6 protein-coding genes and 1 riboswitch are annotated in these 7,197 nt (G+C 74.2%); all 6 genes read left to right on the top strand.

Annotated elements, in window-relative coordinates:
- Positions 1 to 10: 10 nt before the first annotated feature.
- Positions 11 to 238 (top strand): hypothetical protein, encoded by a 228-nt coding sequence (locus K6I34_RS27705; RefSeq protein WP_229329879.1) that lies wholly within the window; start codon positions 11 to 13, stop codon positions 236 to 238.
- 292 nt (positions 239 to 530) lie between these two features.
- Positions 531 to 663, top strand: a riboswitch (cobalamin riboswitch).
- 118 nt (positions 664 to 781) lie between these two features.
- Positions 782 to 1,798, top strand: a complete 1,017-nt coding sequence (locus K6I34_RS27710; protein ID WP_229329869.1) for a cobalamin biosynthesis protein — start codon at positions 782 to 784, stop codon at positions 1,796 to 1,798.
- Positions 1,791 to 3,347, top strand: a complete 1,557-nt coding sequence (locus K6I34_RS27715) for a cobyric acid synthase (RefSeq protein ID WP_229329871.1) — start codon at positions 1,791 to 1,793, stop codon at positions 3,345 to 3,347. Before K6I34_RS27710 ends, K6I34_RS27715 begins: the two co-directional genes overlap by 8 nt.
- Positions 3,348 to 3,513: 166 nt before the next feature.
- Complete coding sequence (locus K6I34_RS27720; RefSeq protein ID WP_229329873.1) at positions 3,514 to 5,613, top strand: putative cobaltochelatase; 2,100 nt, start codon at positions 3,514 to 3,516, stop codon at positions 5,611 to 5,613.
- Positions 5,613 to 6,212 (top strand): cob(I)yrinic acid a,c-diamide adenosyltransferase, encoded by a 600-nt coding sequence (gene cobO, locus K6I34_RS27725; protein WP_229329875.1) that lies wholly within the window; start codon positions 5,613 to 5,615, stop codon positions 6,210 to 6,212. Before K6I34_RS27720 ends, cobO begins: the two co-directional genes overlap by 1 nt.
- The coding region (locus tag K6I34_RS27730; protein ID WP_229329877.1) for a cobyrinate a,c-diamide synthase at positions 6,206 to 7,197 on the top strand (992 nt) is incomplete at its 3' end. The genes cobO and K6I34_RS27730, both read left to right, overlap by 7 nt.

The raw sequence follows: 7,197 nt of genomic DNA on the forward strand, positions 1-7,197 counted from the left end.
AACTCACACCATGCACATCGACTGGGCGGCCCTCGGCCAGGTCTTCGGCGTCAGCCTCGTGGTGACGGTGGGCCTCGTGGGCATCTTCACCCTGGGCATCGTCGGCGCGTCGTCCGCTTCCTCCGCTTCGGCGGACGGCGGTACGAAGGCGGGCGTCCTCGCCCGCACGGGCGCGTACGCGTGCTACGCGCTGTGCGCGGCGGCCGTCGGCTACGGGATCTTCCTGATCGTCGGCTGACCGAACTCTTCCCGGGGGGGGCGAAGCCCCATTTAGGGGCGCGGGGCTGCGACATTGTGCGGCTCCGCCGCGTGGGCGCGACCAGCCCCCACCGGAGCCGCAGACGCACGCGCAGCGCAAGACGCACCCCAATAGGCGGGGTCCGGGGCGCAGCCCCGGTGAACAACGCGGCACCCGGCGACACACAGCAACCCCACTCCACAGGGCCCCCGCCGGGCCGGCGCCCGGCCCCGGGGAAAGTTGACGCCTGTTCACAGCGCGTGGTGGACTGCCGAGGCCAAACGGCGACAGCAGAGGAAGCCGGTGCGAGTCCGGCGCGGTCCCGCCACTGTCACCGGGGAGCGCCCCCCACCGGAGAGCCGGAGAGCCACGGCCCGTACGGGCTGGAAGGCAGGGGCGGCGCCGATCCGGGAGCCAGGAGACTCTGGTCGCCGGTCACGTCGAGCCAGGGCGCGGACCCTGAGTGAGGACACATCGCCATGCCCGGCCGCCGACCACCCCGCTCCCCCGGATCCAGGTACCGCGCGACGGCGGGCTGAGCCGATGCGCGCCGATCATCTCGGTTTCGCGTGCGGTGCCGCCCTCGGCTTCCTCGGTGACGCCGCCTTCGGCGACCCCCGCCGCGGCCATCCCGTGGCCGCGTTCGGGCGCGCCGCGCTCGCCGTCGAACAGCGGCTGTGGCGCGACCACCGCGGCTACGGAACCCTGCACGCGCTGCTGTGCGCGGGCGGCACCGCCGCGGCCGCCGGGCTGCTGTCCCGCGCCGCGCGCCGTTCCCGTACGGCCGACATGGCCCTGACCGCCGCCACCACGTGGGCCGTGCTCGGCGGGACCTCCCTGGGCCGCGAGGCGCGGGCCATCGGGGGCGCGCTGGCCGCCGGTGACATCGAGGTCGCCCGCGAGCGGCTGCCCCACCTGTGCGGGCGTGACCCGCAGGCGCTCGACGCCCAGCAGATCGCCCGCGCGGTCGTGGAGTCCGTGGCCGAGAACACCTCCGACGCCGTCGTGGGCGCCCTCGTGTGGGGCGCGCTCGGGGGCGTGCCGGGCCTCGCCGGGTTCCGTGCCGTCAACACCCTGGACGCGATGGTCGGCCACAAGTCGCCCCGCTACCGCCGGTTCGGCTGGGCCTCGGCCCGGCTCGACGACGTCGTCGGCTGGCCGGGCGCCCGGCTCACCGCCGCGCTCGCCGTGGCCGCCGGGCCCGACCCGCGCGGCGCGTGGCGGGTGGCCCGGCGCGACGCGTCCCGGCACCCGAGCCCCAACGCGGGCCCGGTGGAGGCCGCGTTCGCGGGGGCGCTCGGGGTACGCCTGGGCGGCACCCTCGCGTACAAGGGCCGCGTCGAGCACCGGCCCGTCCTGGGCGCGGAGAACCGGCCCGTGGGGACCGCCGACATCGAACGCGCGGTGCGGCTCTCCCGCCGGGTGTCGCTGCTGGCCCTGGGCGTGGCTGTCGCCGGGCGCGGAGCGGGCAGCTTGTTCGTCAGGACCATGAGCAGGACCGTGAGCAGGACCGTGAGCAGGACCGTGAGCAGGACCGTGAAGAGGAGCACTGGTGGCTGAACGGGGTGGGGGCCTGCTGGTCGCGGGGACGACCTCCGACGCGGGCAAGAGCGTGGTGACCGCCGGGATCTGCCGCTGGCTGGTCCGCGAGGGCGTCAAGGTCGCGCCCTTCAAAGCGCAGAACATGTCGCTGAATTCGTTCGTGACGCGCGAGGGCGCCGAGATCGGCCGCGCGCAGGCGATGCAGGCCGCGGCGGCGCGCGTCGAGCCGAGCGCGCTGATGAACCCGGTGCTGCTCAAGCCCGGCAGCGACCGCAGCAGCCAAGTGGTGCTGCTGGGCAAGCCGGTGGGCGAGCTCAGCGCGCGCGGGTACTTCGGGGGGTCTGGGGGGTCGTCCCCCGGGAAAACACGGCACGCGGGCCGTCGGGAGCAGTTGCTGGACACGGTCACCGACTGCCTGGAGGAGCTGCGGCGCACCCATGACGCGGTGATCTGCGAGGGCGCGGGCAGCCCGGCCGAGATCAATCTGCGGCGCACGGACATCGTCAACATGGGCATCGCGCGGGCCGCGAAGCTGCCGGTCGTCGTGGTCGGCGACATCGACCGGGGCGGGGTGTTCGCGTCGTTCTTCGGCACGACCGCGCTGCTGTCCGGCGAGGACCAGGCCCACATAGCGGGCTACCTGGTGAACAAGTTCCGCGGTGACGTGACGCTGCTGGAGCCCGGCCTGGAGATGCTCCGGGACCTGACCGGCCGTCCGACCCTGGGCGTGCTGCCGTTCGCGCACGGCCTGGGCATCGACGAGGAGGACGGCCTGCGGGTGTCGCTGCGCGGCGCGGTGCGCGAGTCCGTGGTGGCCCCGCCGCACGGCGCGGACGTGCTGCGCGTCGCGGTCTGCGCGGTGCCGCTGATGTCGAACTTCACGGACGTGGACGCGCTCGCGGCCGAACCGGGCGTCGTCGTACGGTTCGTGGACCGCGCGGAGGAGCTCGCCGACGCGGACCTGGTCGTGGTGCCCGGCACCCGCGGCACCGTCCGGGCACTGGAATGGCTGCGCGAGCGCGGGCTCGCCGCGGCGATCGCGCGCCGCGCCGCCGAGGGCCGCCCGGTGCTCGGCATCTGCGGCGGCTTCCAGCTGCTGGGCGAGCGCATCGAGGACGACGTCGAGTCGAAGGCGGGCACGGTCGAGGGCCTCGGCCTGCTGCCGGTACGTGTGCGCTTCGCGCACGAGAAGACCCTGGCCCGCCCCGTCGGCGAGGCCCTGGGCGAGCGGGTGGAGGGCTACGAGATCCACCACGGCGTGGCCGAAGTGCTGGGCGGGGACGAACCCTTCTTGGACGGCTGCCGCTCCGGCTCCGTATGGGGCACACACTGGCACGGCTCGCTGGAGAGCGACGGCTTCCGGCGCGCGTTCCTGCGGCGCGTGGCGGAGGCGGCGGGCCGCGCGTTCGTCCCGGCGCCCGACACGTCGTTCGCCGCGCTGCGCGAGGAACAGCTCGACCGGCTGGGCGACCTGATCGAGGAACACGCGGACACGGACGCACTGCTGCGGCTGATCGAGGGCGGGGTGCCCGGCGGTTTGCGATTCATACCGCCGGGGGCACCGTGATCCGGAACAGCCCCGCGGACGCGGGGACAACAGCAAGGAGTCCACAAGGTGCTCGCCGAAGAGGGGATCACCCCCGCAAGAGCGGGGACACAGCTCCAACATGCCAGCCGCGCTCTCAGGGAACCCAGCGCACGAACGCAACGCCACTCGAAGGAGTGATCAACGCATGAGCACCGCTTATCCGTTCACGGCGATCGTCGGGATGGACGACCTGCGGCTGGCGCTTCTCCTGAATGCCGTCTCGCCGGCCGTGGGAGGCGTGCTTGTGCGCGGCGAAAAGGGCACTGCGAAGTCCACAGCGGTACGTGGCGTCGCCACGCTGATGCCGCACGTCGCTGTCGTCAATGACTGCCGCTTCTCCTGCGACCCGGCCGCCCCGGATTCGACGTGCCCGGACGGTCCGCACGAGACGGAGAGCGGAAAAGTACGGCCGACCCGCATGGTCGAACTGCCCGTAGGCGCCTCCGAAGACCGTCTCGTCGGTGCCCTCGACATCGAGCGGGCCCTGTCGGACGGCGTGAAGTCCTTCGAGCCGGGCCTGCTGGCCGACGCGCACCGGGGCGTGCTCTACGTCGACGAAGTCAACCTGCTGCACGACCACTTGGTCGACCTGCTGCTGGACGCCGCCGCGATGGGCGCGACGTACATCGAGCGCGAAGGCGTCTCCGTCCGTCACGCCTCCCGCTTCCTCCTCGTCGGCACCATGAACCCCGAGGAGGGCGAGCTCCGCCCGCAGCTCCTCGACCGCTTCGGCCTGACCGTCGAGGTCGCCGCCTCCCGCGAGCCCGACGAGCGCGTCGAGGTCGTACGGCGCCGGCTCGCCTACGACGAGGACCCGGCCGCGTTCACCGCCAAGTGGGCTGCCGAGGAGGAGGCGCTGCGCGAGCGCATCGCCGCCGCGCGCGCCCTGCTGTCGAGCGTACGGCTGGGTGACGGCGCGCTGCGCCGGATCGCCGCGGTCTGCGCCGGGTTCGAGGTGGACGGCATGCGTGCCGACATCGTCACCGCGCGCACGGCGACCGCGCTCGCCGCGTGGGCGGGCCGTACGGATGTCCTCACGGAGGACGTACGGCAGGCGGCCCTGCTGGCCCTCCCCCACCGTCGGCGCCGTGCACCTTTCGACGCCCCGGGTCTCGACGAGGACAAACTCGACGAGATCCTCGGCCAGTTCGAGGGCGAGGACGACGAGCCGGAAGGCCCCGGCGAGCCCGACGGCCCGGACGACGACGGCCCCGGTGGTGGCGAGCCGCCGCAGGACGCGGACGGGCCGGGCACGCCGGACGTCCCGGCCCAGCGCGAGGAGTCCGACGCCGGTTCCCCGCAGCCGCAGACTCCGGACCGGCCGGAGAGCACCGCACCGTCCTCACCGTCCGCCGGGGCCGACGCGTCCCCGGAGGCCGTGCCCGGCGGTGACGGGGGCGGCGAGGCGGCTCCCGTGGCCGCGGCCGATCCGTTCCGTACGCGGAAGTTCGACGTGCCCGGGATCGGTGAGGGTGCGGACGGGCGGCGTTCGCGGGCGCGAACCGCGCACGGCCGGACGACGGGGTCCCGGCGGCCCCGGGGCACGCTGGGCAAGCTGCACCTGGCGGCGACCGTGCAGGCGGCCGCGCCGCACCAGCGGGCGCGCGGGCGCCGCGGCCCCGGCCTGGTCGTCCGCCGTGACGACCTGCGGGAGGCGGTGCGCGAGGGGCGCGAGGGCAATCTCGTGCTGTTCGTCGTGGACGCCTCCGGCTCGATGGCGGCGCGCAAGCGGATGGGCGCGGTCAAGGGTGCCGTGCTGTCCCTGCTGCTGGACGCCTACCAGCGCCGGGACAAGATCGGGATGATCACCTTCCGGGGCGCGGGCGCGGAAGTGGCGCTGCCGCCGACGTCGTCGGTGGACGTGGGCGCGGCCCGGCTGGAGCGGCTGCCCACCGGTGGCCGTACGCCGCTGGCCGCGGGCCTGCTCCAGGCGCACGAGGTGCTGCGGGTGGAGCGGCTGCGCGACCCGGCACGCCGTCCGCTGCTGGTCGTGGTGACCGACGGCCGGGCGACCGGCGGCCCCGAGCCGCTGGCGCGGGCGGCGCGGGCCGCGCGGCTACTGGCGGACGAGGGCACGGCGTCGGTGGTCGTGGACTGCGAGTCCGGCCCGGTGCGCCTCGGGCTCGCGGGCGAACTGGCCCGCGAGCTGCGCGGACCGGCGGTCACGCTCGACGAACTGCGCGCGGACAGCGTCTCCGCGCTCGTACGCAACGTGAGGAACACGAGCTCCAGGAGGGCCGCGTAATGCCAAAGGGACAGCCGACCGTCGTTCCCGACGACGGTCTCACCACGCGTCAGCGCCGCAACCGGCCGCTGGTCCTCGTCCACACCGGCGTCGGCAAGGGCAAGTCGACGGCGGCGTTCGGCCTGGCGCTGCGTGCCTGGAACCAGGGCTGGCCGATCGGGGTGTTCCAGTTCGTGAAGTCCGCGAAGTGGAAGGTCGGCGAGGAGAACGCGCTGCGCGTCCTCGGCGCCTCGGGCGAGGGCGGCACGGTGGACTGGCACAAGATGGGCGAGGGCTGGTCCTGGATCCAGCGCGACTCCGAGCTGAGCAACGAGGAGAAGGCGCGCGAGGGCTGGGAGCAGGTCAAGCGGGACCTGGCGGCGGAGACGTACAAGCTCTACGTGCTGGACGAGTTCGCGTACCCGATGCACTGGGGCTGGATCGACACCGACGAGGTCGTCGAGGTGCTCCGGGACCGCCCCGGCACACAGCACGTCGTGATCACGGGCCGCAACGCCCCGCAGAAGCTGCTGGACCTCGCCGACCTGGTGACCGACATGTCCAAGGTCAAGCACCCGATGGACGCGGGCCAGAAGGGCCAGCGGGGCATCGAGTGGTGACCGTCCCCCGTAACGTCCCCCGTCTCGTCATCGCGGCGCCCGCGTCCGGCAGCGGCAAGACGACCGTCGCCACCGGGCTGATGCGGGCCTTCGCGGACGCGGGGCTCGCGGTCTCCCCGCACAAGGTGGGGCCCGACTACATCGACCCGGGCTACCACGCGCTCGCCACCGGCCGCCCGGGCCGCAACCTGGACGCGTACCTCTGCGGCCCGGAGCGGATCGCCCCGCTCTTCCTGCACGGCGCGGCGGGCTGCGACCTCGCCGTGGTCGAGGGCGTGATGGGACTGTTCGACGGGGCGAGCGGCCAGGGCGAACTGGCCTCGACGGCCCACGTGGCGAAGCTCCTCAAGGCACCGGTCGTCCTCGTCGTGGACGCCTCGTCGCAGTCCCGCTCCGTGGCGGCGCTGGTGCACGGCTTCGCGTCCTGGGACCCGGAGGTACGGGTCGCGGGCGTCATCCTCAACAAGGTCGGCTCGGACCGCCACGAGCTCTTGCTGCGCGAGGCGCTGGAGGAGTCGGGCGTACCGGTGTTCGGCGCCGTGCGGCGCGTGGGCGCCGTGCACACGCCGAGCCGCCACCTGGGGCTGATCCCGGTGGCGGAACGGCGCTCCGAGGCGGTCTCCGCTGTCGCGGAGCAGGCGGCCCGGGTGCGGGCCGCCTGCGACCTCCAGGGCCTCCTGGCCCTGGCCCGGTCGGCTCCGCCGCTGTCGTCTGCGGCATGGCTTCCCACCGTCACCGCCTCCGGCGGGAGCGCCCTCCGGGCGCGTCCTCAAACGCCGGACGGGCTGGGTGGGGGTGAAGGTGAGTTGGATAATTCTTCTGGGGGCTACGCCCCCAGACCCCCACGGGGCGCCAACGGGGCACCCGGCACCCACTCATCACCTCGGTTGTGGGCAGGCGTTCCGCATGGGGGCACCTCCCGGACGGAGTCTGGGGGAGGAACGGGTGGGCACAACCGGACCACGGGTCCGCACCACAACAGCGG

Origin of the sequence: Streptomyces sp. UNOC14_S4 (assembly GCF_020740835.1) — a bacterium.
GTDB lineage: Bacteria > Actinomycetota > Actinomycetes > Streptomycetales > Streptomycetaceae > Streptomyces.